Annotated in this window: 31 protein-coding genes and 1 pseudogene; all 32 read right to left on the bottom strand. The window is 58.8% G+C overall.

Annotation, left to right across the window (positions count from 1 at the left end):
• Window positions 1–108: 108 nt before the first annotated feature.
• Complete coding sequence (locus HMPREF0045_RS07960; RefSeq protein WP_155813176.1) at window positions 109–1,110, bottom strand: hypothetical protein; 1,002 nt, start codon at window positions 1,108–1,110, stop codon at window positions 109–111.
• 494 nt (window positions 1,111–1,604) lie between these two features.
• A complete protein-coding gene (locus HMPREF0045_RS07955; RefSeq protein WP_005987275.1) occupies window positions 1,605–4,595 on the bottom strand; it encodes a hypothetical protein in 2,991 nt (996 codons plus the stop codon).
• Between the two features lie 397 nt (window positions 4,596–4,992).
• Window positions 4,993–6,450, bottom strand: coding sequence for a phosphoglucomutase/phosphomannomutase family protein (locus tag HMPREF0045_RS07950; RefSeq protein WP_231196720.1), 1,458 nt, complete (start codon window positions 6,448–6,450; stop codon window positions 4,993–4,995).
• Between the two features lie 396 nt (window positions 6,451–6,846).
• Window positions 6,847–7,299: pseudogene (rplQ, locus tag HMPREF0045_RS07945) on the bottom strand (50S ribosomal protein L17); the annotation flags it as partial.
• Window positions 7,300–7,333: 34 nt separating this feature from the next.
• Window positions 7,334–8,335 carry a DNA-directed RNA polymerase subunit alpha gene (locus HMPREF0045_RS07940; protein ID WP_005987269.1) on the bottom strand — a complete coding sequence of 334 codons (1,002 nt, stop codon included), beginning with the start codon at window positions 8,333–8,335 and terminating at the stop codon, window positions 7,334–7,336.
• 133 nt (window positions 8,336–8,468) lie between these two features.
• A complete protein-coding gene (gene rpsK / locus HMPREF0045_RS07935; protein WP_005987267.1) occupies window positions 8,469–8,870 on the bottom strand; it encodes a 30S ribosomal protein S11 in 402 nt (133 codons plus the stop codon).
• Window positions 8,871–8,906: 36 nt separating this feature from the next.
• Window positions 8,907–9,275, bottom strand: coding sequence for a 30S ribosomal protein S13 (gene rpsM, locus HMPREF0045_RS07930; protein ID WP_005987265.1), 369 nt, complete (start codon window positions 9,273–9,275; stop codon window positions 8,907–8,909).
• A gap of 142 nt (window positions 9,276–9,417) precedes the next feature.
• On the bottom strand, window positions 9,418–9,531 hold the full coding sequence (gene rpmJ / locus HMPREF0045_RS10225; RefSeq protein WP_005987264.1) for a 50S ribosomal protein L36: 114 nt from the start codon (window positions 9,529–9,531) through the stop codon (window positions 9,418–9,420).
• 38 nt (window positions 9,532–9,569) lie between these two features.
• Complete coding sequence (infA, locus tag HMPREF0045_RS07925; RefSeq protein ID WP_005987260.1) at window positions 9,570–9,791, bottom strand: translation initiation factor IF-1; 222 nt, start codon at window positions 9,789–9,791, stop codon at window positions 9,570–9,572.
• A 173-nt stretch (window positions 9,792–9,964) separates the two neighbouring features.
• Window positions 9,965–10,837: a type I methionyl aminopeptidase gene (map, locus tag HMPREF0045_RS07920; RefSeq protein WP_005987258.1), complete on the bottom strand. Its 873-nt coding sequence runs from the start codon at window positions 10,835–10,837 to the stop codon at window positions 9,965–9,967.
• A 104-nt stretch (window positions 10,838–10,941) separates the two neighbouring features.
• Window positions 10,942–11,529 (bottom strand): adenylate kinase, encoded by a 588-nt coding sequence (locus HMPREF0045_RS07915; RefSeq protein WP_005987256.1) that lies wholly within the window; start codon window positions 11,527–11,529, stop codon window positions 10,942–10,944.
• Window positions 11,526–12,818 (bottom strand): preprotein translocase subunit SecY, encoded by a 1,293-nt coding sequence (gene secY, locus HMPREF0045_RS07910; RefSeq protein WP_005987254.1) that lies wholly within the window; start codon window positions 12,816–12,818, stop codon window positions 11,526–11,528. Before secY ends, HMPREF0045_RS07915 begins: the two co-directional genes overlap by 4 nt.
• Window positions 12,819–13,094: 276 nt before the next feature.
• Window positions 13,095–13,574, bottom strand: coding sequence for a 50S ribosomal protein L15 (gene rplO / locus HMPREF0045_RS07905; protein WP_005987252.1), 480 nt, complete (start codon window positions 13,572–13,574; stop codon window positions 13,095–13,097).
• Between the two features lie 2 nt (window positions 13,575–13,576).
• The gene (gene rpmD, locus HMPREF0045_RS07900) at window positions 13,577–13,759 is read right to left on the bottom strand and encodes a 50S ribosomal protein L30 (protein WP_005987251.1); all 183 of its coding nucleotides are present in this window, start codon (window positions 13,757–13,759) and stop codon (window positions 13,577–13,579) included.
• A complete protein-coding gene (rpsE, locus tag HMPREF0045_RS07895) occupies window positions 13,759–14,466 on the bottom strand; it encodes a 30S ribosomal protein S5 (RefSeq protein WP_005987250.1) in 708 nt (235 codons plus the stop codon). The genes rpmD and rpsE overlap by 1 nt, the downstream gene beginning before the upstream one ends.
• Window positions 14,467–14,500: 34 nt before the next feature.
• Entirely contained in the window at window positions 14,501–14,875 is a 375-nt protein-coding gene (rplR, locus tag HMPREF0045_RS07890; protein WP_005987249.1) for a 50S ribosomal protein L18, read from the bottom strand.
• Window positions 14,876–14,877: 2 nt separating this feature from the next.
• Window positions 14,878–15,417, bottom strand: a complete 540-nt coding sequence (gene rplF, locus HMPREF0045_RS07885) for a 50S ribosomal protein L6 (RefSeq protein ID WP_005987248.1) — start codon at window positions 15,415–15,417, stop codon at window positions 14,878–14,880.
• A 16-nt stretch (window positions 15,418–15,433) separates the two neighbouring features.
• Window positions 15,434–15,832: a 30S ribosomal protein S8 gene (rpsH, locus tag HMPREF0045_RS07880; protein WP_005987247.1), complete on the bottom strand. Its 399-nt coding sequence runs from the start codon at window positions 15,830–15,832 to the stop codon at window positions 15,434–15,436.
• Between the two features lie 58 nt (window positions 15,833–15,890).
• Window positions 15,891–16,076 carry a type Z 30S ribosomal protein S14 gene (locus HMPREF0045_RS07875; RefSeq protein WP_005987246.1) on the bottom strand — a complete coding sequence of 62 codons (186 nt, stop codon included), beginning with the start codon at window positions 16,074–16,076 and terminating at the stop codon, window positions 15,891–15,893.
• A 1-nt stretch (window position 16,077) separates the two neighbouring features.
• Entirely contained in the window at window positions 16,078–16,635 is a 558-nt protein-coding gene (rplE, locus tag HMPREF0045_RS07870) for a 50S ribosomal protein L5 (protein WP_005987245.1), read from the bottom strand.
• Between the two features lie 2 nt (window positions 16,636–16,637).
• Window positions 16,638–16,982: a 50S ribosomal protein L24 gene (rplX, locus tag HMPREF0045_RS07865; protein ID WP_005987244.1), complete on the bottom strand. Its 345-nt coding sequence runs from the start codon at window positions 16,980–16,982 to the stop codon at window positions 16,638–16,640.
• A gap of 3 nt (window positions 16,983–16,985) precedes the next feature.
• Entirely contained in the window at window positions 16,986–17,354 is a 369-nt protein-coding gene (gene rplN / locus HMPREF0045_RS07860) for a 50S ribosomal protein L14 (protein WP_005987242.1), read from the bottom strand.
• 548 nt (window positions 17,355–17,902) lie between these two features.
• Window positions 17,903–18,184, bottom strand: coding sequence for a 30S ribosomal protein S17 (gene rpsQ, locus HMPREF0045_RS07855; RefSeq protein ID WP_005987240.1), 282 nt, complete (start codon window positions 18,182–18,184; stop codon window positions 17,903–17,905).
• On the bottom strand, window positions 18,181–18,426 hold the full coding sequence (rpmC, locus tag HMPREF0045_RS07850; protein ID WP_005987238.1) for a 50S ribosomal protein L29: 246 nt from the start codon (window positions 18,424–18,426) through the stop codon (window positions 18,181–18,183). Before rpmC ends, rpsQ begins: the two co-directional genes overlap by 4 nt.
• Complete coding sequence (rplP, locus tag HMPREF0045_RS07845) at window positions 18,426–18,845, bottom strand: 50S ribosomal protein L16 (RefSeq protein WP_005987236.1); 420 nt, start codon at window positions 18,843–18,845, stop codon at window positions 18,426–18,428. Before rplP ends, rpmC begins: the two co-directional genes overlap by 1 nt.
• 3 nt (window positions 18,846–18,848) lie before the next feature.
• Complete coding sequence (rpsC, locus tag HMPREF0045_RS07840; protein WP_005987234.1) at window positions 18,849–19,649, bottom strand: 30S ribosomal protein S3; 801 nt, start codon at window positions 19,647–19,649, stop codon at window positions 18,849–18,851.
• Window positions 19,649–20,023: a 50S ribosomal protein L22 gene (rplV, locus tag HMPREF0045_RS07835; RefSeq protein WP_005987232.1), complete on the bottom strand. Its 375-nt coding sequence runs from the start codon at window positions 20,021–20,023 to the stop codon at window positions 19,649–19,651. The genes rpsC and rplV overlap by 1 nt, the downstream gene beginning before the upstream one ends.
• A 27-nt stretch (window positions 20,024–20,050) precedes the next feature.
• Complete coding sequence (gene rpsS / locus HMPREF0045_RS07830; RefSeq protein WP_005987231.1) at window positions 20,051–20,329, bottom strand: 30S ribosomal protein S19; 279 nt, start codon at window positions 20,327–20,329, stop codon at window positions 20,051–20,053.
• Between the two features lie 12 nt (window positions 20,330–20,341).
• Window positions 20,342–21,178 (bottom strand): 50S ribosomal protein L2, encoded by an 837-nt coding sequence (gene rplB, locus HMPREF0045_RS07825; protein ID WP_005987228.1) that lies wholly within the window; start codon window positions 21,176–21,178, stop codon window positions 20,342–20,344.
• A gap of 24 nt (window positions 21,179–21,202) precedes the next feature.
• Entirely contained in the window at window positions 21,203–21,508 is a 306-nt protein-coding gene (gene rplW / locus HMPREF0045_RS07820) for a 50S ribosomal protein L23 (RefSeq protein WP_005987226.1), read from the bottom strand.
• A complete protein-coding gene (gene rplD, locus HMPREF0045_RS07815; protein WP_005987224.1) occupies window positions 21,505–22,149 on the bottom strand; it encodes a 50S ribosomal protein L4 in 645 nt (214 codons plus the stop codon). The genes rplW and rplD overlap by 4 nt, the downstream gene beginning before the upstream one ends.
• A gap of 4 nt (window positions 22,150–22,153) precedes the next feature.
• Window positions 22,154–22,804, bottom strand: coding sequence for a 50S ribosomal protein L3 (rplC, locus tag HMPREF0045_RS07810; protein ID WP_005987222.1), 651 nt, complete (start codon window positions 22,802–22,804; stop codon window positions 22,154–22,156).
• Between the last annotated feature and the right edge of the window lie 13 nt (window positions 22,805–22,817).

Below are 22,817 nucleotides of genomic sequence, written 5' to 3'. Positions count from 1 at the left end.
ACCACACCCCTATTTGGGGCGCCAATAAGGCCAGAGATAAAACTTCTAGAGTCCAAGACAACCCTTCCGACAGTCCACATGACTGCCGGAAGGCCCTAGCTTAGCGATTTACCAACCAGTCCAACTGATTTTCGGTTGTCTTTGCTCATCGAAAGATATGGAAGCGGTCGCAGTGTACTCCATATCGTTAACCTCACCAGCCGAAGGCCCAGAGTAGCCATACCTCACTGTAATTACAGCGTCACCTTTAGCCTCAATCAGACCATTTTTCTCAACATATTCAATGGACTTCAGCTGGTCGGGCAAGGTTTTTACTTGCACCGAGGCAACATCATTACCTCGCACCTCAAGCGGACAAGAGTGATCTCGCTTGGCACCTGCAAAAGAGCCACAGTCCTTAACTTTGTCTTGAATCTGCTGCAACGCCCAAGCCCTTGCAGCCTCTGTAGGCTCTACAGCAGCATAACTATCAAAATTCAAGTTAACGTAAGTCGGCGCCCCAAGAGCAGCGGTACTAGTACGAGACTTGACTACGGCCACAAACTTATTGTGTTTAGGCGCAACTTTAACATATTGGGAGTTTATACTTGTCGGCTCAATGTTATAAACTCCTGGATACATCATGTAACTTACCGAGCCATAATGATCTTGTGATTTCATATTCACAATGGCTGAGCCAATTTTGTAGGAGCTCAAATATGCGTGCCTATAAATTTGCACCTGAACTAATAGTGGAGTAAGGATCTTCCACTTACGTAAACCAAAATTATTTATATATGACTCTACCTTCAGCTCAGCTTCCATAGGATGACCGCTTACTAGTAGATCCACGTTAACAGTTGCAGAATCATCGTCTTTGTCGTACTGCAACCCACTTATAGAGTCAAATTTTACTGCCCCTTTGACCTTACTATAAGCCTTACTTGTTAGCAGCTCACTCTGGGTACCGGTAACCCCTGGGTCCACTACCTTATTAGCTTCGTCGTATTTACCGTCAGCGATCAACTGTACATAGTCGCGCACGGTAGCTTCAGGAGTACTTTCAGAGTTAATTACTTTTATTGAAACGGCACCTACAGCTAGTACTAGCATTACAACTAACGCTGTCAATAGTAAAACTGTGGCCCTGCGCTTAGACCGTTTACGCGCAGATACGCGCACCCTACCTCGCCTAGACCTCCTACTAGACCCCCTATATGGAGGCATAGTTGAGCGCCCTGGCCTCCTGGATGAAGGCGCAGATGAGCGCCTAGTCTCCCTAACGAGACGATTTTCAGCTTTCATAATCAAAAACGCCCAGATTGCTGGAGTAGTACGAACTTGAGTATAGCTGACCACACCTTCATTTGAGCCGTAAATAAGGTTAAAGATGGCTGTGGGATGCTGTTTTACAGCATCCCACAGCCATCGTTCAGTATGGTTAACTAAGCCTTACTACTAAAACATGAACTAGGTTCACGTTTAAACGCTCAGTTCGGTTAACCAACTGGGTTAACGTCAGGTCACCAACTAGCTCGTCAGTCTCCGGTTTGGTTAACCGGCTAGACCACTAACCGGTTTACCGATTCGGCTCACCAACTTGGTTTACCAGCGTTCACTGAGGTTTAGTAGTAGCCCCACTTAATTTGTGGCTGTCCCTTTTCATCAAAGGAGATGTAACCGGTAACCTCGTAGTCCACGTCTTGACGATCCCACTTAACGTAGCTGGAATCCTTGTACTTATACGTGATAGTACCGGTACCCTGCACCCGAATCCTGTGGTCGTAGTCAGAGTATTCGAAGGTATCGAGGCTGGTGGGCAGCGACTTTACCTCCAACACATCAAGATCCCTGCTGCGCACCTCAAAGGGGCAGTCACTATCCATATTGGTACCTGAGGTAGAAGCACAAGACTTAACCTTGTCGCGCACCTGATCCAAAGCCCAGCTCTTGAGCTTATCGGTAGGCTCCACCTTAACCTCAAGCCCTGACTGAGACTCCGACAGATACTTACCGTCGCCGCTCCTACCATCGGTAGCCACCACAATCTGCTTCTTATTCAAAGAGGTCTTGACGTATCCAGGGTTACTACCCTGAACCTCAACGTTATAAACACCCGGATACATTGGGAAGAACATTGGCGCAGCACCGTCCTGAGGCGCCGGTACAGTCAGATCAACTGAACCAACCTTGTAGCCCTTCACCTCACCCCTAGCAGGGAAGTTAATCGCGCTAGTCAGCAGCGGACTCATGATCTTCCAGGTTTTCAACACCCCGTACTCATTATCGCCCTGCTTTACACTCACATAGTAGGAGCTGCGTTCACCGTTAATGCGTAAAACAACCTCAACGTAAGAAAGCTTAGATTTCTCGCCGGTGTCCTTCTGAGTCACCGACTCCACCTTGACTGCATTCTTGACGCCGTCGTGAGCCTTATCGGTCAGCAGCATCCGCATGTTAGTTGCCACTCCCGGGTCCACTACCTTATTGGCTTCATCGTACTTACCGTCAGCAATCAGCTGGGCATAGTTACGCACGGTTTCTTCAGCGGTGCGGCCGGAGTTAATCACGTTCACTCCAACTACGCCAATGATTACCACCAGCACTACTGCCAGCACCGCCGCCAGAGAGACCTTGGCCTTCTTGCTCAGCGGTTTACGCGGTGCGCGCGGGTAAGTGGTTGTGTAGGGGTTCATTTGGCCCGACGCCGGCGCACTAGCCACCCCAGGGGCGCTGTAGGCGGTGGCACCAGAGGCCACACCAGCACTTCCAGTCAGCGGCAGCTGCTGGTCAGAGGCCACATTGGCGGTGGGCATAGCCACCGCAGCCGGGTTAGTTACCGGCACTGAACCAGTAGCGGCGCTAGGCGCAACCGCAGGCATCGAGCCAGTAACCACGGGAGCCGAACCAGCCACCGGCACTGCGCCAGGCACAGCCGGCACCGCACCGGGCACAGCCACGGTCGGCGTCGTCCCTGCAGCCATAGCCGCCGCACCAGCAGCCGGCACCAGCACCGGGCGGAAACGCAGGTTGCGCAGGTAACGCGGGGCAAACTCAGCAGCCAGGGAAACCAGCGCCGTGTAGATCACCAGGTTAACGATGTTTACCGGGGCCAGGCCGACGTCACCCTTACCGCCATAGCCCAACGCATCCATGTTCAGCGAGAAACGTGCGTAAGCGTAAATGCTGTAACCCCACAGCACCAGCGCGGTCGGCGCAGCATAAGCGATGTAAAGCCAACGAACCGGCCCGTAGTTGGGGCGACGCAGCACGGCCACAGCCACGGTGGCCAGGATAAACATAACTACCAAGGCCGCCAGCATCAGGCTGATAGCGCCGCCGTCGAACGCAGACATGTCACCCAGGCCGCGCGAGGAACCGCTCCATTCACCCAAACCACGCAAGGTGATACCGATGTAGCCAAGTGCGGCCACACCTGCACCAATAACCCCCAGGTTTAAGGGCATGGCCAGAGCAAGCGCCGGCTTGGCATCCTTAAGCATCAGAACAATGGCTCCGAACAGGAAGCAAACCGCAATACTTACAACGAAAATGACTACTGCGTCAAAGATACCCTGATAAGCAATAGAGCTACGACCAGTTACCAGCAGGTGCTTATAGGTCGCAAAACGCCCTACCACCAGTGCCAGGAACACCAACACCAGGGTGTTGAAGAAAACCGCAAAGGGATCAGCCGCAATGTGTACATCTTTGGTATCCACAGCAGCAATCAGGAAGACAACCATGGACACCACGGCCACCCCAAATGCCTCAATTCCGGCACGGGCAGCTACTGCCGCGATATCTACCGGGATAATCTCACCGGCGCGGCGGAACTTAGCCAGCAGGGCAATCGCAATGAAAATCACCAGGTGACCGATGGAGGGCAGGATGCGCAGGGCCGCTCCCCCAGCGCGCATACTGGAGTAGCTGGCAGTTAGATCTGCCTTGCCGCCCAGAGCCATACCGGCAAGCGGACCCAGCAGGTTAGGCGCGTCATCGCTGCTCATAAAATCACCGGCTAGGTCTGTGATCACAGAGTTAGCGATTGCACCAACAATAAAGGCAACGACCAGCGTAATCACTAGGCCTGCTACCCAGGTAATAATTCCGGGCACGCGGAAGCACTGGGTGATGTAGGCGTTACGCGCAGCAGTGCGCGGGTTTACCGGCCTGGGGGCGCCCTGCGGGGCCATACCTGCTTGCGCAGCCATACCCGGTTGCGCAGCCATCACGCCCGGAGCCATTGCGGGCACACCAGGCGCGGAAGCAACCGCCGGGGCTGACATGCCAGCTGGCATACCGGGAGCCGGCGGGGCTGGGGCAAACTGGCCCGGAGCAGGCGGCACAGCGCCACCCTGGGCACCCGCAGCTGCAGGGGCCGGCGGGGCCGACGTCGTAGCTTGCGGTGCAGCCGCTTCTGCCGCCGCTGCAGGTTCCGACGACGTCGCCGCAGCTTCTGCCGACTCGGTTGCACCCTCAGCTGGAGTTGACTCAGCCTTAGAGGCACTAGTATCTGTTGAAGGCGCCGAGGCTGCAGACACTGATCCATCTGCAGCTGACGATGCAGGAGATGGCTCAGGGACAGCCTGGGGATTTGGTTCGGACTCGCTCATGAGACCTCCTAAACGATCATGTAACTGTACATGTGTGTTACATAATAGTCTCTGTGAGCTTAATTTTTAGCTAAATTCGCACACGAAAAGTAGAGGTGCTTAACAAACCCAGCGATTACGCTAAGCACCGCTACTTTTTCGAGTTTGAATGCAACCAGATACATTCAAACTCTTATACCTGGGGGATCAGTCCAGGTACCTTCTAAGCGCTTAGCCTCCCTCAAGGCCTTGCCACTTAGACCAGGTCTGTACCTGTTTCTCGGGGCAGCCCGGCGGTTCAAGCCACCCCGATAGCGCAGGTAATCTCAGCCGGCCCCTTCGAGCCAGCGCTACTCATCAGGCCGCTAACGCACCAGGCCCCTAAGACGCCAGGCGCAACGCAACCCAGCCAGCCCGTTTAGGCCAGCTGATAGTAAGCCACTACTTGATCAATAATGCCCTGTGCTTGCTCGTAAGTGGGAGCTTCCGCAAAGACGCGCAGTAAAGGCTCAGTGCCAGAGAAACGAATTACCACCCAAGAGTCATCCGCGAAATAAACTTTGCAACCGTCCAGGTAGGAGACATGGTCTACCACCTGCGCAAACTCTGGCAGATCGTGACGCTCATAGATCTGCTCTAGTAGCTGGGCTTTGCGCTCCATAGTGAAGCCGTAATCGGTTTCAATCATTTCCAGCTGGCCGTATTTAGCCACAATATCGGCATAGATTTCGCTTAAATGCTTGCCTTTCTTAGCCACCATTTCGACTAGTAATGTGCCCGCATATACGCCATCTTTACCGGCAATATGCCCCTTAACGGTTAAACCACCGGAGGACTCACCGCCAATAATGGCGTCATGCTCAGCCATCTTGGAGCTAACCCACTTAAAGCCTACGGGCACCTCATAGCACTGCTCGCCGTGAGCACGCGCCACCCTATCTAGCAGGTGGGTGGTGGCCAGGTTGCGCACTACCGGGCCATGCCAGCCCTTTTCTTCCAGTAGGTACTCATAGAGCAGCACCAGGATTTCGTTGGGGTGCAAGAACTTACCGGTGTTGTCGATAACCCCCAGGCGGTCGGCGTCGCCGTCGGTAGCAATACCCATAGCCGCGCCACGCTCAAGCACCTCATTAGCTAGGGCGTGCAGGGTCTTCGACGACGGCGAGGGCAGGCGCCCGCCAAAAAGGGTGTCGCGGCGCTCGTGAATGGTCTCCACATCGCAGCGCGCGGTCATCAAAATGGTTTGCAGGCAGGTGCGTGAAACCCCGAACATCGGGTCTAGCACGATCTTGAGGTGGGCGTGGCGAATAGCCTTCACATCCACCGAGTCAAGGATCGAGTCGATATACCAGTTCATTGAGGTTTGGGTGCTGATCAACCCGGCAGCTTGAGCCTGGCTAAGCTCAATGAGTTTGATGTCGCCCGCGCCCAAGGCGTTGGCCGCGTCTTGCAGGGGCGTGGTGATTTCTACTTCTGCGTCCCGCCCGCCGGCGGTGAAAACCTTAATGCCGTTGTAGATTGCGGGGTTGTGGGAGGCGGTGATGGCCATGCCGTAGGCGCAGCCTAGGTCTTTTACCGTCCACATAATCATGGGGGTGGGGGCGGGGCGGTCGATTAGGTGTACGTGAATGCCGTTTGCGGCCAGTACTTGGGCGCTCCACCAGGCAAATTCTGGCGACAAGAAACGCTGATCGTAGCCGATTACTACAGGCTTGTCAGCTACCCCTTGGGAAATGATGCGCGCCGCTAAGGCTTGGGCTACGCGCTGCACATTTAGCTGGGTGAAGCCTTCAGAAATAATTGCGCGCCAGCCACCGGTACCAAAATGAATCTGTGGCTCTTGTGCGGTGTAGGTTTTTAGCTCCTCGGTCATCATTGACACTTCCTCGGTTGGTCCGATTGCCTTAGCTCAATTCTAACCGATCAGTTCTGCTCATAAAAGCACATAAACAATCAACTTTGCGCATTCTCGTTAAGGTCTCGGCCACACGCCAGCTTTTTTTAACGACGACGGCGCCGCCGCTCCCCCGCGCGCCCGGTACCACAGGCCCTTCCCGCATGCCCGGCACCACAGGCATTTCCCCCGCGCACCCGGGCACCACAGGCTGCTCCCCCGCGCACCCCGATACCCGTAGCCTGGGCAAATAGCGGCAGCCGCCGGGAACCGCAGACCACCGTCCGAACACAAAGGCCGCCAGGCAAAACTCCCTTAAACAAAACTTGGGGCCGACACCAGCGGTGTCGGCCCCAAATCTAAGCGTTAAGCTCAGGCTTCGGTGGTCTCCTCGGCCTTGTCCTCAGCCACGGCGGCCTTGGCAGCCTTGGTGGCGGTGGCGACGGCATCGTCCACGATGGACTTAGAAGCAACCGGCTCTAGCACCAGGGAGATCTGGGCCATGGGGGCGTTGTCACCCTTGCGGTTGGGCAGCTTCACAATGCGGGTGTAACCGCCGTTGCGACCCTCGAACTGAGGAGCCAGGTTGTCGAACAGGTTCTTGAGAACCTGAGCGTCGGTGATCTTGCGGGCCACGGTACGGCGAGCGTGTAGGTCGCCGCGCTTGGCCTTGGTGATCAGCTTTTCTGCGTAGGGGCGTAGCACCTTGGCGCGAGTCTCAGTGGTAACAATCGACTCGTAAGCGAACAGCTGGGTAGCCAGGTTCGCCAGCATGTGGCGCTGGTGCTGCGCCGAACCGCCGAGGCGGGGACCCTTAGTGGGGCGAGGCATAGTATTGTCTCCTAAAATTTACGAGCGTAAAGGCTCAGGCCTGCTCGTCGCTGAAAGTTGGGGTAGCGTCGTAGTTGTCGTCCGAAACCAGGTCCACCGGGGAACCCTTCAGGGACAGACCCAGCTCAGCTAGCTTGTCCTTGATTTCGAGGATCGACTTGGCGCCGAAGTTACGGATGTCGAGTAGGTCAGCCTCGGAACGGGCAACCAGCTCGCCTACCGTCTGAATGCCTTCACGCTTGAGGGCATTGGAGGAACGAGCCTGCAGTTCTAGGTCATCAATCGCCATAGCCAGGTCCTGCTGTTGACTTTCGTCAGCCGGCGAGGGGCCTACCTCGATACCTTCAGCCTCAACGTTTAGCTCGCGAGCAAGACCGAACAGTTCAACCAGGGTCTTACCGGCGCTAGCCAGAGCGTCACGCGGGGTCATGGAAACCTTGGTCTCCACGTCCACGATCAGACGGTCGAAGTCAGTACGCGAAGACACACGAGTTGCCTCCACGGCGTAGGAAACCTTCTTCACCGGCGAGTAAATCGAGTCCACCGGGATGCGGGTGATTTCAGCCTGAGGGTCCTTGTTCTGGTTAGCGGTGACATAGCCGCGACCGCGCTCAACGGTCAGCTCAATCTCTAGCTTGCCCTTCTCGTTCAGAGTGGCAATTACCAGCTCGGGGTTGTGCACCTCGACGCCGGCAGGCGGGGTAATGTCACCGGCGGTAACCACACCGGGGCCAGACTTACGCAGGTACATCACGACCGGCTCGTCGTTTTCAGACGAAAGCACGATCTCCTTGATGTTGAGGATAATCTGGGCGACATCCTCTTTAACACCAGGAACAGTGCGGAACTCGTGCGGCACGCCCTCGATACGGATCGAGGTCACGGCAGCCCCCGGGATGGAGGACAGCAGGGTGCGGCGCAGAGAGTTACCCAGGGTGTAACCAAAACCGGGCTCTAGGGGCTCCAGGATGAACCGGGAACGACGGTTCTCCTCGACTACCTCTTCACTCAGCACAGGACGGTGCGAAATCTGCACTTAGATTTCCTTTCAGTTTCGACGCCCGCTATATGACGTCGCTACCAATTGATTGATGACTACATTAAGCGGCAGTCTCGCTTGGAATGTAAGGAAACGACAGCGCCTTACAGACGCCGTCGTCACTTAAAAATCAAACGCGGCGGCGCTTGGGGGGACGGCAGCCGTTGAAAGCCTGGGGGGTGACGTCCGTAATGGAGCCAACCTCAAGACCGGCAGCGGTCAGCGAACGAATGGCGGTTTCACGGCCGGAACCCGGGCCCTTAACGAACACGTCAACCTTCTTCAGGCCGTGCTCCTGGGCGCGACGGGCAGCAGCCTCGGCGGCTAGCTGAGCGGCGTAGGGGGTGGACTTACGAGAGCCCTTGAAACCAACCTGGCCAGAGGAGGCCCAGGCAATAACTGCACCGGTGGTGTCAGTTAGGGAAACAATGGTGTTGTTGAAGGTCGACTTAATGTAAGCGTGACCGTGGGTAATGTTCTTCCGGTCCTTGCGACGCGGCTTACGCACAGCAGTGCGGCTCTTGGGAGGCATAATTCCTTCTTCGCGTGAGGTTTAACTGGGGGCTGATTACTTCTTCTTACCAGCAACGGTGCGCTTGGGGCCCTTGCGGGTGCGCGCGTTGGTCTTGGTGCGCTGGCCGTGCACGGGCAGGTGACGGCGGTGACGCAGACCCTGGTAGCAGCCGATCTCGACCTTGCGGCGAATGTCAGCCTGGATCTCACGACGCAGGTCACCCTCAACCTGGTAGTTGGCGTCGATGTGAGAGCGCAGCTTGACGAGGTCTTCCTCAGTTAGGTCCTTGACGCGGGTGTCGGGGTTGACACCGGTGGCCTTGAGAGTCTCATCGGCGCGGGTACGGCCGATCCCAAAAATGTAGGTAAGTGCAACCTCTACGCGCTTCTCGCGCGGGAGGTCAACACCGGAAATGCGTGCCACTTTTGTGGTTCTCCTGTGTTTTCCCGGAGGTCGTCACCTATTCCTCCACCCATTGTGGGTGCCCCGGCCTCCGAGAACCGGGGGTGCGCTATTACGCGTGGGATAGGTGCTGTACGGACCGCTTAGCGGTCTGAGCGCAGGTTCAGCCCTGACGCTGCTTGTGTCGAGGGTTCTCGCAGATAACCATGACACGGCCGTGGCGACGAATCACCTTGCAGTTGTCACAGATCTTCTTGACGCTCGGCTTGACCTTCATGATCTTCCTCCGCCGCTCCTAAAACTAGGAGCGGGTTGTCACTTGTACCGGTAGACGATGCGTCCGCGGGTAAGGTCATAGGGGCTCAGCTCTACAACCACGCGGTCTTCGGGGAGGATACGGATGTAGTGCTGGCGCATCTTGCCCGAGATGTGAGCAAGCACGACGTGACCGTTATCCAATTCCACCCGGAACATCGCATTTGGAAGGGCCTCGACGACCGAACCCTCGACCTCGATGACTCCATCCTTCTTAGCCATGTTCCTCCGTCGGCTAGATGTTACGCAGCGCCGCGATTTGACGACGCCGGGACCACCCTTACTGTTGGTAGCGCCCCGAAAAGGGCATAAATTAGGTGAATCCAGAGGGTTAGTTTACCGTTCAAAAGTGATACAAAGCTAGCCTTGCGCCAGCGAAAAACTGGTGGTAGTGCTCACGCAGCCAGTGGGGTGGGAGTAAAGCTGAAAGGCTCCAGCCCAGATACTCCCCCATCGCGCGCGGTCAGCACCCACACGCCCTTAGGGGTAAGCGCCACAGTGTGCTCCCAGTGAGCTGCGCGTGAGCCGTCACGGGTGACCACAGTCCACTCATCATCCAGGGTCTCATTGCTAGCGCGCCCGGCAGTGATCATGGGTTCAATCGCCAACACCATGCCCGGTTGTAGCTTCACGCCTTTAGAGCTGACCGAGTAGTTCAGTACGTCGGGGGCCATGTGCATCTTGGTGCCAATGCCGTGGCCCACATACTCCTCCACGATCCCCAGCTCGTGACCGGTTTCTTGGGCGGCGTCGAAAACTACCGACTCAACGGCGTCACCGATCAGGTTGATACGCGCATCCTTCCAGCCGCTAGCCCCCGCCTCAGCCAGGGCGGCAATGGCGGCCCACAGCGCCCGCTCGGTGGTGCGGTCCAGGTACTTGTCCGTTTCGCTAGCGTAGTTGCCGACGACGGCGGTAAAGGCCGCGTCCCCATGCCACTGCACGCCGTCGGCCTCCACATAGGCACCACAGTCGCAGCTAAGCAGGTCACCGTCTTGCAGCACCCGCTGGCCAGGAATGCCATGCACAATCTCCTCGTTCACCGAGGTGCACACCGTGGCCGGGTAGCCGTAGTAGCCCAGGAAGTTGGACTTAGCCTTGCCCTTTTCAATGGCCAGGGCGCTGACCTCATCTAGCTGCGCAGTGGTTACTCCGGGGGCAATAGCGGCTTTGAGGGCGTCGTGAATATCAGCCACAACCAGACCAGCTTTACGCATGTTGCGAATCTGGGCGGGAGTTTTAATTTGAATCTTTTCGCGGCCAAACATGCACGCGCCTCTTTTCTACTCTAGACAGCAGCGGCTGGGCCATATGAGCACAAAAAACCGCCACAGCCAGCCTAGTAGCTAGCTGCGGCGGTTTAAAGTCAGCTTCAGATCTGGCGGCCTAGCTTGTCTGATAGCGCCGCGTAGATACGCTCAGTGACCTCGTCAATGTCACCAATGCCGTCAACCTGCACCAGCAGGCCCATGTCGCGGTAGACATCAACCAGGGGCTGGGTCTGGGCGGTGTAGACCTCCATGCGGTGACGAATCACCGGCTCAGTGTCGTCGGCGCGGTTCTGCTCAGTGGCGCGCTTGAGCAGGCGCTTGACGATTTCCTCAGTGTCAGCGGTGATCTCTACGGCCACATCCAGGCTCAGGCCGTCGGCGTCGAGCATACGCTCAAGCTCCTCAACCTGGTCCAGGGTGCGCGGGTAACCGTCCAGCAAGAAGCCCTCGACGGCGTCGTCCCAGTGCAGACGGTCGCGCACCAGGCCGTTGGTGACCTCGTTGGGGACGTACTCGCCCTTGTCGATGTAGCTCTTAGCGGCCTTACCTAGCTCAGTGCCTTCAGCAATGTTCTTGCGGAAGATATCACCGGTGGAAATAGCCGGGATGTTTAGGCGCTCGCTAATACGGGCAGCCTGGGTGCCCTTACCGGCCCCGGGAGGACCAAGCAGAACCATGCGTACACTCATGACAAGAATCCCTCGTAGTGTCGTTGTTGAAGTTGGGAGTTAATTTCCTTAACCGTCTGCAGACCCACACCCACCATAATCAAAATGGTGGTACCACCGAAGGGCATAGTGGAACCCAGCCCCATTGCGGCCACCGCAATGGTGGGCAGCAGTGCCAGCACAACCAGGTAGATAGAACCGGCTGTGGTGATCCGGTTGACGACGTAGCTTAGGTAGCGCTCCGTCGGCTCGCCGGCACGGATGCCAGGAATAAAACCGTTGTACTTCTTCATATTGTCGGCCACTTCCTTAGTGTCGAAAGTGATCGCGGTGTAGAAGAAGGTAAAGAACAAGATCAAAACGGCATATACCGAAATGTAGAAGGTGTCGGTGGGGCCAAGGTTACGGCCAATCCACTGCACCCAGCCGGCACGCTGGTTACCGAACTGGCTCACCAACTGCGGCAGGGCCAGAATCGAGGAAGCGAAAATTACCGGAATAACACCCGACATGTTGATCTTGATCGGAATGTAGGTGGAAGAGCCACCCATGAGGCGACTACCCACCATACGCTTGGCGTACTGCACCGGAATACGCCTGGTAGCTTGCTCCACGAAGACCACGGCCAGCGTAGCTGCCAGCACCAGCGCCAGCACCACAGCGAACTTACCGAAGCCGCCGTTACCACCCATAATGGACCACATATTCTGCGGGAAGCGGGCCACAATCGAGGTGAAGATCAGCAAGCTCATACCGTTACCCATACCGTGCTCGGTGATCAACTCACCCAGCCACATGATCAGGCCGGTACCAGCGGTCATGGTGACCACCATCATGGTCATGGTCAAAATGGAGTGGTCCGGAACCACGGGCACGGTGCAGCCACGGAAAAGCTGGCCGTTAGCCGCCGTCGCCACAATCGTGGAAGACTGCAGCAGACCCAAACCAATAGTTAGATAACGGGTGTACTGCGTCAGTTTAGCTTGACCAGCTTGGCCTTCCTTGTGCAGCGTCTCAAAGCGAGGGATAACCACTCGCAGCAGCTGGATAATAATCGAAGCCGTAATGTACGGCATGATTCCCAGCGCAAAGATACTTAGCTGCAAAAGCGCACCGCCGGAGAAAATGTTGATTAGCGAAACCAACCCGGCGTCCTGAGACTGGCCAATACACTGACGCACATTCCGCATCGAAACACCCGGTGAAGGAATCACCGAACCTAGACGGAATAGCGCCATGATAAACAGGCTAAAAAGCAGTTTACGGCGTAGGTCTGGCGTAGTGAACGCCTGTTTGAATGCTGCGAGCACTCGTACATCTCCTGGTGAATGGGGGCAGCGTCGCCACAGTAATGCAGCGCCGCAGGCTTAGCTTACCTGCACCAGCAGGCCAAAAGCCAAAATCATAAACCCGCTTAGCGTAGTGATCTTATACCGTGGAACATTTAAAAACGGCCCACGCGATATCAAAACACCAAGTGCCAAAGCCTTAACGGCCATTTCAAGGCACTTAGCGTCACCAAGTAAAGCACTGCCCCGCTGGGACTTACATCCCAGCGGGGCAGGACTTGGCGCTTAAAACTTGAGTCAGCGGGCGGTGATAGAACCGCCGGCAGCCTCAACCTTAGCCTGGGCTGAGCCAGACCAAGCGTCAGCCACGATGTTCAGCTTGACGTTAACGTCACCCTCGCCAAGAACCTTGACGAGATGACCAGCGCGCACGGCACCGGCAGCAACCAGAGCCTCTACGTTTACCTCGCCACCCTGGGGGAACAGCTCGGCAATGCGGCCTACGTTAACGGGCTGGTACTCCACGCGGTTGCGGTTCTTGAAGCCACGCAGCTTGGGTAGACGCATGTGCATCGGCATCTGGCCACCCTCGAAACCAGCCTTAACCTGGTAACGAGCCTTGGTGCCCTTAGTACCGCGCCCAGAGGTCTTACCCTTGGAGCCTTCACCGCGACCCACGCGGGTCTTGGCCTTCTTGGAACCGGCAGCCGGACGCAGGTGGTGAACCTTAACTACGGTCACCTTCTGCTCCTGCTCGGTGTTCTTGCTATCTGCCATGGTCAGTTGACCTCCTCGACGGTGACCAGGTGGGCCACCGTAGCGATCATGCCACGGACGGTGGGGGAATCCTCGCGCACAGTGGTCTGGCGGATCTTGCGCAGACCTAGCGACTTGAGGGTCTCACGCTGACGGTGAGTGCCACCAATACCGGACTTAACCTGGGTAATCTTGAGCTTCGCCATCACTCATTCACTCCCTCAGCGGCCTTCTCGGCTTCCTTCTTCTCAGCCTCAGCACGCTTTTCAGCCTCACCCTCGGCGCGGGCGCGCAGCATGGACTGCGGGGCCACGTCTTCCAGGGGCAGGCCACGGCGAGCCGCGACGCCCTCAGGCTGCTCTAGCTGCTTGAGTGCATCAACAGTGGCGTGCACGATGTTGATGGAGTTCGAAGAACCCAGAGACTTGGACAGAATGTCGTGAATACCGGCGCAGTCTAGCACGGCGCGCACCGGACCACCGGCGATAACACCGGTACCGGGGGAAGCCGGACGCAGGAGTACGACGCCGGCGGCGTCCTCACCCTGGACTACGTGCGGAATGGTGCGGCGGATCATGGGGACGTGGAAGAAGTTCTTCTTCGCAATCTCCACACCCTTGGCAATGGCGGCGGGAACTTCCTTAGCCTTGCCGTAGCCGACACCCACGGTGCCCTCACCGTCACCAACCACTACCAGAGCAGTGAAGGTGAAGCGACGGCCGCCCTTGACGACCTTGGACACACGGTTAATGGTGACGACGCGCTCGATGTACTTGTCGTCGTTGCCGCGGTTACGGTCGCGGCGGTCATTGTTACGGTCGCGGCGGCCGCGGCCCTCACCCTGACGTTCCTTTTCATCACGCTGGGCCGAGCCGTCGGACGACGCGGACCTGCCTCGCTGCGGTGCAGCCATCAGATATTCCTCTGCTTTCCAGTCGTCTTAGTGCTCATAGGGACAGCCCGGCTTCGCGGGCGCCCTCGGCTACAGCCGCAACGCGGCCGTGGTACTTGTTACCACCACGGTCAAAGACAACCTTTTCGATGCCCTTGGCCTTGGCGCGCTCGGCTACCAGCAAACCGACCTGGCGGGCGGCACCAATCTTGGCGCCTTCCACTTCCTGGCCTGCTAGCTCCATGGTGGAAGCAGCGGCTAGGGTGTGGCCAGCAACGTCGTCGATAACCTGGGCAACCACGTGACGGTTGGAACGGAATACCGCCAGGCGGGGACGCTCCGGAGTACCGAATACGTGCTTGCGCACACGCTGGTGGCGGATCTTGCGGGCAATAGCCTTGCCCTTGCCCCTCTTGAGAGCGTAACCCATGGTCACTTACCAGCCTTTCCGACCTTGCGGCGCACGTTCTCGCCGGCGTAACGAACGCCCTTACCCTTGTAGGGCTCCGGCGGACGAATCTTGCGGATGTTGGCGGCGACCTCGCCCACCTGCTCCTTGCTAATGCCGGAGACGATGATCTTGGTCGGGCCGTCGATAGCGAGGGAGATACCCTCAGGAGCCTCGACAGTCACCGGGTGAGAGAAGCCCAGGGCCAGCTCTAGGTTGGCACCCTTGGCCTGTACACGGTAACCGGTACCGACGATCTCAAGGCGCTTCTCGTAACCCTGGGTAACACCCACAACCATGTTGTGGATCAGGGTACGGCTCAGGCCGTGCAGAGAGCGAGAGGTACGCTCGTCGTCGGGGCGGGTGACGACAATGGAGCCGTCTTCAGCGCGGGCGATAGAGATCGGCTCGCTGATAGTACGTGAAAGGGTGCCCTTGGGGCCCTTCACGGTGATGTCCTGACCGTTAATGGTCACGTCCACACCTGCCGGAACAGGAACGGGGAGTCGTCCAATACGAGACATTAGTTATCCTCCGTTCTCACCAGATGTAGGCGAGGACTTCCCCGCCGACACCCTTGTTCTCGGCCTGCTTGTCGGTTAGAAGACCAGAGGAGGTGGACAAAATGGCCACCCCGAGGCCGCCTAGAACCTTGGGCAGGTTGGTGGACTTGGCGTACACGCGCAGACCGGGCTTGGAGATGCGGCGTACACCCTGAATGGCGCGCTGACGGTTAGCCCCGTACTTCAGGGACAGGGTCAGCGTCTTGCCTACCTCGGCGTCAGCGACGGCGTAGTCGGCAATGTAGCCCTCGGACTTTAGGATGGAGGCGATGTTGACCTTGAGCTTGCTCGAGGGCATCGACACCGAGTCGTGGTGGGCCTGGTTGGCGTTACGCAGACGGGTTAGCATGTCTGCGATCGGGTCTGTCATAGTCATTAGTGGGCCTGTCGCCCTTTCTCGTCGTGGTTTCCTCGCGGACCTACGACGTAGAGGTTTACCAGCTGCTCTTGGTTACGCCCGGGAGCTCGCCCTTGTGGGCCATCTCGCGCAGGCAGATACGGCACAGGCCGAACTTACGGTAGACCGAGTGGGGACGGCCACAACGCTGGCAGCGAGTGTAGGCACGTACAGCAAACTTCGGCTTACGGTTCGCCTTCTGGATCAGAGCGGTCTTTGCCATGTCACTTCTCCTTGAAGGGGAAGCCGAGCTTCTTCAGCAGAGCGCGGCCTTCCTCGTCAGTCTTGGCCGTGGTAACCACGGTGATGTCCATACCGCGTACGCGGTCGATCTTGTCCTGCTCAATCTCGTGGAACACGGACTGCTCGGTCAGACCGAAGGTGTAGTTACCGTTACCGTCGAACTGCTTGGGGCTCAGCCCACGGAAGTCGCGGATACGGGGCAGCGAGATGGAAATCAGGCGGTCCAGGAATTCCCACATGCGGTCGCCACGCAGGGTGACGTAAGCACCGATGGGCTGGCCCTCACGCAGCTTGAACTGCGCGATGGACTTGCGTGCCTTGGTGATCTGAGCCTTCTGGCCAGTGATGGCAGCTAGGTCGCGGGCAGCGCCCTCGATCTGCTTAGAGTCGTGAGCGGCCTCGCCCACACCCATGTTGACCACTACCTTGGCGATGCCACCCACCTCCATGACGTTGGCGTGCTTGAATTCAGCCAACAGAGCGGGGCGCACCTCCTCAGCGTACTTAGTCTTTAGACGGGGAGTGATCTTCTCAGTCATGCTCACACGTCCTTCCCGGACTTCTTGGCGTAACGCACGCGGATGGTGCGCTTACGGCCGTTGGGGCGCTCGCCCTCCTCAAGACGGAAGCCAACGCGGGTGCGCTGCTTGGTCTCGGGGTCAACGAGCATAACGTTAGAGGCGTGGATCGAGGCCTCAACGGTCTCAATGCCGCCAGTGCGGGAACCGTTGGCGCTCTGGCCAACCTTGGTGTGCTTGGTTACGCGACCGACACCCTCCACGATGACGCGGTTGGTCTCGGGGATAACCTTCAGTACACGCCCGGTCTTACCCTTGTCTTTACCGGCGATAACGATGACCTGGTCGTTCTTCTTGATACGCGCCATGGATCAAATCACCTCCGGGGCCAGGGAAACGATGCGCATGAACTTCTTCTCGCGCAGCTCACGGCCGACGGGGCCAAAGATACGAGTACCGCGGGGCTCGCCATCGTTCTTGAGGATTACGGCAGCGTTCTCGTCGAAGCGGATGTAGGAACCGTCGGGACGGCGGCGCTCCTTGCGGGTGCGCACTACCACGGCCTTAACGACATCGCCCTTCTTGACGTTGCCGCCAGGAATGGCGTCCTTGACGGTGGCGACAATGGTGTCACCAATACCCGCATAGCGACGACCAGAGCCACCGAGAACACGGATGCAAAGGATTTCCTTGGCACCAGTGTTGTCAGCGACCTTTAGTCGTGACTCCTGCTGGATCATTTACAATTCTCCTGTCGTCGAGCTGGTTCTCGCGCAGCACGCGAGCCTAGCCGAACGTTCAATGGTACTTTGCACTAGCCACCGTTGGCTGGGTTAGGCCAAGAGGGTGACTCTAGAGAGCCAGACACAGACACATACGTGGAGGTCTCTGGCATAAAGCTCTAGACGTACAACTTGGCTAGTTTATCGGTATTGCCCGACGGCGCAAAAGACGCTAAGGGGTCCTGTCGCCTATGCATTTGCTCACCACCGTCTAAGCTGCTCCTCCCCCGTAACGCAAAGCCCCAGGTGGCGCTGGAAATCGAGACCGTGCTCTCGACGACGACGCCGGAGCGGGTAGCGCTGCGGGGCAGGGCTGGCACAGCCCGGCGCACCGGGCACCGTCGAGCACAGGCGGACACAGCCGGGCGCGGGTGGATGCAGCCGCCGGGCGCCGTCGTCGATACCGCCGTCGTCGATAAAGAAAAGGGTGCGGCCCCGGTAAACCGGAACCGCACCCTCAGATCAGGTGCGAGTAGGCCGCAGCCCACTCGCCGACCATGGCAGCCTTACTTGGCCTTCTCCACGATCTCCACTAGACGCCAGCGCTTGGTGGCGGATAGCGGACGGGTCTCCATGATCGAAACCAGGTCGCCGACGTGCGCCGAGTTGGCCTCGTCGTGCACCTTTACCTTCTTGGAACGACGTAGCACCTTGCCATATAGGGAGTGCTTGTAGCGCTCCTCGACCAGGACTACAACGGTCTTGTCCATCTTGTCGGAGACTACGTAGCCGCGACGCACCTTGCGGTGGTTGCGCTCGGTAGCCTCAGCGGCGGTCTGCTCGCTCACTTGGCCTCCTCAGAGCTGGGCGCGGTGCGGATACCGAGCTCACGCTCGCGCACAATGGTGTAAATGCGGGCGATATCGCGACGCACGGCCTTGAGACGGCCACGGTCCTCTAGCTGACCGGTGGCAGCGGCAAAACGCAGGTTGAAAAGCTCGGCCTTAGCCTTGGTGAGCTCCTCAGCCAGACGCTCGTTGTCCATACCGTCCAGGTCGGAGGGCGTAAGATCCTTGGAACCGATAGCCATCAGTTGTCACCACCCTCACGAGTAACGAAACGGGTCTTCATAGGGAGCTTGTGCTGGGCGCGGCTCATGGCCTCGCGAGCCAGCGACTCGGGAACACCAGCCAGCTCGAACATGATGCGTCCGGGCTTGACGTTGGCGATCCACCACTCCGGGGCACCCTTACCGGAACCCATACGGGTTTCGGCGGGCTTCTTGGTCAGCGGGCGGTCCGGGAAAATGTTGATCCACACCTTACCGCCACGCTTGATGTGACGGGTCATGGCGATACGGGCCGCTTCAATCTGACGGTTGGTGATGTAGGCGGGCTCTAGAGCCTGAATGCCGTAGTCACCGAAGGCGAGCTGGTTGCCGCCCTTGCTTAGGCCCGTACGGTGCGGGCGGTGCTGCTTGCGGAACTTAGTCCGACGGGGAATGAGCACGGCTCAGGCCTCCGTTCCCTGCTCGGTGGCAGCGCCCTCGGCGACCGGCGCCTGCTCGGTCCGCTGCTCGCTGTTGTTACGCGGGCCACGGTCGTTGCGGCGTCCACGACGCTCGCCACGACGGCCACGAGGAGCGGCCTCGGCCTGCTGACGGGCAAAGTCACGCTCGGTGACGTCACCCTTGTAGATCCACACCTTCACACCCAGACGGCCGAAGGTGGTCTTGGCCTCGTAGAAGCCGTAGTCGATGTTCGCACGCAGGGTGTGCAGCGGCACGCGGCCCTCACGGTAGAACTCGCTGCGGCTCATCTCGGCGCCGCCTAGACGGCCAGAGCACTGCACACGCACGCCCTTGGCGCCAGAGCGGATAGCGGACTGCATACCCTTACGCATGGCGCGACGGAACGAGACACGGCTGGCCAGCTGCTCGGCGATGCCCTGGGCAACCAGCTGAGCTTCGATCTCGGGGTTCTTGACCTCGAGGATGTTGAGCTGAACCTGCTTGCCGGTGAGCTTCTCTAGCTGGGCGCGTAGACGCTCAGCCTCGGCGCCGCGACGGCCGATCACAATACCCGGGCGGGCGGTGTGTAGGTCGATGCGGACGCGGTCGCGGGTGCGCTCGATGTCAATACGGGCGATACCAGCGCGCTCCAGACCAGTGTTCAGTAGACGGCGGATCTCGATGTCCTCGGCTACGAAGTCACGGTAACGCTGACCGCTCTTCTTGGAGTCAGAGAACCAGCGCGAACGGTGGTCAGTGGTGACGCCCAGGCGGAACCCGGTCGGGTTGACCTTCTGCCCCATTAGCGGGCCCCTTCCTTCTTAGCGTCGTCCTTGGTGCCGACGACTACGGTGATGTGGCTGGTACGCTTCAGGATTCGCGAAGCGCGCCCCTGGGCGCGGGGACGGAATCGCTTGAGGGTCGGGCCCTCGTCAGCGTAAGCCTCAAGAATTAGCAGCTCTTCCTCGCGGAAGGTCTCGCCGGCGGCCTGCGCCTTAACGCGGGCGTTAGCGATAGCTGACTCGACGACCTTGCGCACCGGCACGGCAGCAGCCTGCGGGGCAAAGCGCAGCACGTTGGTGGCCTCTAGCGCGTTCTTGCCGCGAACGACGTTGATGACTCGACGAGCCTTCATCGGCGTGCAGCGCACGTACTTGGCCTGCGCCTTAGCTTCCATGTTTCTTGCCTCTCTTCTTCAGGTCCGTCAGCGGCGCGACTTGCGGTCGTCCTTGACGTGCCCGCGGAAGGTGCGGGTCGGGGCGAATTCACCCAGCTTGTGACCAACCATGGACTCGGTGACGAACACCGGCACGTGCTTGCGACCGTCGTGGACGGCGAAGGTGTGCCCTAGGAAGTCAGGGGTGATCACGCTGCGGCGGGACCAGGTCTTGATGACGTTGTGGGTGCCCTTTTCGTTCTGAGCGTCTACCTTCTTCTGCAGGTGCTCGTCGACGAAGGGACCCTTCTTCAAACTACGCGGCATATCAGGCTCCTATCAGCGCTTCTTGCCGGTCCGACGACGACGCACGATGAGGCGGTCGCTGGACTTGTTGGGACGACGGGTACGGCCTTCGGGCTTACCCCAAGGCGAAACAGGGTGACGACCACCAGAGGTACGACCCTCACCACCACCGTGGGGGTGGTCAACCGGGTTCATAACCACACCACGTACGGTCGGGCGGACGCCCTTCCAACGCATACGGCCGGCCTTACCCCAGTTGATGTTGGACTGCTCGGCGTTGCCGACTTCACCAACGGTGGCGCGGCAAGCAACCTCAACCATGCGGATTTCGCCGGAAGGTAGACGCAGGGTAGCGTACTTGCCTTCCTTAGCTACTAGCTGGGCGGAGGTACCCGCGCTACGAGCCAGCTTGGCGCCGCCACCGGGACGCAGCTCAACAGCGTGCACCACGGTACCAACCGGGATGTTACGCAGCTGTAGGTTGTTACCGGGCTTGATGTCGGCCTCGGGGCCAGACTCAACGCGGTCACCCTGGGACAGCTTGTTGGGGGCGATGATGTAGCGCTTCTCGCCGTCTGCGTAGTGCAGTAGGGCGATGCGGGCGGTGCGGTTGGGGTCGTACTCGATGTGAGCGACCTTGGCGGGAACGCCGTCCTTGTCGTGACGACGGAAGTCGATCACACGGTAAGCGCGCTTGTGACCGCCACCCTTGTGACGGGTGGTCACGCGGCCGTTGTTGTTACGGCCACCAGTCTTGGATAGGGGACGAACCAGGGACTTCTCGGGCTCGCTACGGGTGACCTCAACGAAGTCTGCCACGGAGGAGCCACGACGGCCGGGCGTCGTCGGCTTGTACTTACGGATTGCCATTTCGATCCTTTACCTCTCGTAGCCTCAGTTAGCTACTTCGCCAAAGATGTCAATGGTCCCCTCGCGCAGCGTGACGATCGCGCGCTTGGTGTCCTTGCGCTTGCCGATCCCGAAACGGGTGCGGCGGCTCTTGCCCTTGCGGTTAGCGGTGTTCACCGAAGCCACCTTCACGTCGAAGATGGTCTCAATGGCGTTCTTGATTTCGGTCTTGTTGGCCGAAGGCGCCACCAGGAAGGTGTACTGACCGCGGTCCATGCAGGCGTAGGACTTCTCAGAGACCACGGGGGCGACGATGACGTCGCGCGGGTTCTTGCTGGATTCGAGGCTCACTTGGACTCCTCCTCACCCTTGCCCAGGAAAGCGTCCAGGCCAGCGGTGGTGAAGACGACGTCGTCGTTAACGAGAACGTCGTAGGTGTTCAGCTGGTCGGCCCAGAGAATGTGTGCCTCAGGGGCGTTACGCAAGCTCAGGGCGCTCAGTTCGTCGGCGCGGTCCAGAACGATCAGGCTCTTGCGAGTGCTGATGTTGCGTAGAGCGCTCAGAGCGGCCTTGGTAGAAGGCTTGCTCTCGGTGACGAACTCAGTAATTACGTGCAGGCGGCCGTTACGCACGCGGTCAGACAGGGCGCCACGCAGAGCAGCAGCCTTCATCTTCTTGGGGGTGCGCTGGCTGTAGTCACGCGGCTGCGGGCCGTGGACGGTGCCACCACCGGCGAACTGCGGTGCACGGGTCGAACCCTGACGAGCGCGACCGGTACCCTTCTGACGGTAAGGCTTGCGACCACCACCGCGGACCATGCCGCGAGTCTTGGTGGCGTGGGTGCCCTGGCGGGCAGCAGCCAACTGAGCAGTCACAACCTGGTGCATCAGGGCGATGTTGGTTTCTACATCGAAGATCTCGGCGGGCAGAGCGGCGGTGCCGGTCTTTTCACCCTTGGAGTCAACGATGTCAACGTTGATTACGTCAGACATGCTTTCAGGCTCCCTTCACAGCGGAGCGAACCAGTACCACGGCACCCTTGGGGCCGGGGATGGCGCCGTTGACGAGGATGTAGCCCTTCTGAGCGTCCACGCCGCGGACCTTTAGGTTCTGAACGGTACGGCGCGCGTGGCCCATACGACCGGCCATGCGCAGACCCTTGAAGATGCGACCGGGAGTGGCGCAAGCGCCTACCGAACCGGGCTTACGGTGGTTGCGGTGTGCACCGTGGGAGGCGGAAACACCCTTGAAGCCGTGACGCTTCATAACACCAGCGAAACCCTTACCCTTGGTGGTGCCGGTGACGTCCACCAGCTCGCCGTCGGCGAAGACCTCGGCGGTCAGTTCCTGACCTAGCTCTAGGCCCTCAACGGAGGTACGAATTTCAGCAACGTGGCGGCGCGGGGACACGCCAGCCTTGGCAAAGTGACCAGCCATGGGCTTGGTGACCTTGTTTTCTTTTAGCTCACCAAAAGCAAGCTGTACGGCTTCATAGCCGTCGTTTTCAACGGTGCGCAGCTGGGTGACGACGTTAGTGTCGACACGCACAACGGTGACGGGGCGGAGGACGCCGTTCTCATCCCAGATCTGCGTCATGCCGAGCTTGGTGCCCAGCAGAGCCTTACGGCTCTTGTTCTGCGTAGTCATGGTGTAGCAATCC

The sequence above is a fragment of the Actinomyces graevenitzii C83 genome, assembly GCF_000239695.1.
Taxonomy (GTDB): Bacteria; Actinomycetota; Actinomycetes; order Actinomycetales; family Actinomycetaceae; genus Actinomyces; species Actinomyces graevenitzii.
The sequence above is the reverse complement of the archived record's forward strand: the minus strand, read 5'-3'. Positions and strand labels throughout refer to the sequence as shown.